Genomic DNA, 1,136 nt, shown 5'->3' on the forward strand with positions numbered 1-1,136 from the left:
CTGGGACGATGACCCGCTGCCGGCCAAACCCGAGCCGACCGCACGCCCCTCGCCATCGGCGTGGAACCGTTCGCAGGCCAACCAGGACGCGAACGCGGCACTGATAGCCCACTACGCGGCCGAGGAAGCCGCCGAAAACCAATCACGGGAAGGAGTACTGACATGCTGACGCTCAAGGAAAGCACGCTCGTGCTGGCGAAGATTCGCGTCCACCACGGCAACGCGGCCATCACCGACTTGGAGGCTCGCACGTTCCACGAGGAGCTTCGCGCGGACATGACGCTGGGAGAGGCGTTGAAGGCGGTGAAGCGCTTCTACGCGGACAACAGCACGGGTTGCTGGTGCGGTTCCGGCGATGTGAACGCCATCGTGCGCAGGATGCGCAACGAGTCGAAGCCCTCTGAGGCGCAGATAGCGCGCGAATGCGAGGCGCGGGGCCTATCCGCGGACGAGGCGTGGATGTACCGCCGCCAGCGGATGCTCGGCAACGGCCCGGAGCAGGCGCAGCAGCAGGCGTTGACCATGCGCAACCCACTCGAACTGCCCGCCGCGCAGCCGAAGTCACGTTCCACGGCCAGACGGTTCGCAGGTGCCCAGAAGCTGGGTGCTGCCTCACTCGGCTCGATTCTGAGGGGCGCGTGATGGCCGAAAAGTTCCCGACCCCGCAGGAGCGTGCGATGGCGTGGCTGTTGGAGGCCACGGAGATTGGCGGCATGAGCCGGCCGGAGACCGCGCTATACGCCTATCAGGCCGGTTTCACGGCGGCGCTCGACTTGTGCATCGAAATCGAAACACGACTCAACAAGGAGGAAACCGATGACCATGCTGCTTGATGGTCGATTGCGTGATCTCGCGACGCAGACCCACCTGCTCGAGACGAAGGTGAGCTCTCTTGGCTGGATGGCCGGCGCCGGCGCGCAGACGTTGAAATCAATGACCCGCGCCCAGGCGCATCTCATGTTCGCCGAATGCGATCTGCTGGACGCGCTCGAAGCGAACGAAAAGAAGGAGAAAAACAATGAGCAGTGAGAAACCATTCTGGGAAGGCAAGACCTGCGAAGAGATGGCCGGACTGCACGTCAAGGCCACATGGAAGAACGGCACCATTGTTACTGGAGTGTTAGATGACACAGGAG

3 protein-coding genes are annotated in these 1,136 nt (G+C 63.2%); all 3 read left to right on the forward strand.

Annotated features, from left to right (window positions below):
- The first annotated feature begins 162 nt into the window (after nucleotides 1–162).
- The 3 genes from AB5Z52_RS17240 to AB5Z52_RS17250 are packed head-to-tail and all read left to right on the forward strand — an operon-like array spanning nucleotide 163 to nucleotide 1,029.
- On the forward strand, nucleotides 163–642 hold the full coding sequence (locus AB5Z52_RS17240) for a hypothetical protein (protein ID WP_368092910.1): 480 nt from the start codon (nucleotides 163–165) through the stop codon (nucleotides 640–642).
- Entirely contained in the window at nucleotides 642–833 is a 192-nt protein-coding gene (locus AB5Z52_RS17245; protein ID WP_032684474.1) for a hypothetical protein, read from the forward strand. The genes AB5Z52_RS17240 and AB5Z52_RS17245 overlap by 1 nt, the downstream gene beginning before the upstream one ends.
- Complete coding sequence (locus tag AB5Z52_RS17250; protein ID WP_131220686.1) at nucleotides 817–1,029, forward strand: hypothetical protein; 213 nt, start codon at nucleotides 817–819, stop codon at nucleotides 1,027–1,029. Before AB5Z52_RS17245 ends, AB5Z52_RS17250 begins: the two co-directional genes overlap by 17 nt.
- The last annotated feature ends 107 nt before the right edge of the window (nucleotides 1,030–1,136 follow it).

The organism is Enterococcus sp. RTP21361st1_A6_RTP21361_211029 (assembly GCF_040910045.1).
Taxonomy (GTDB): Bacteria; Bacillota; Bacilli; order Lactobacillales; family Enterococcaceae; genus Enterococcus_D; species Enterococcus_D gallinarum.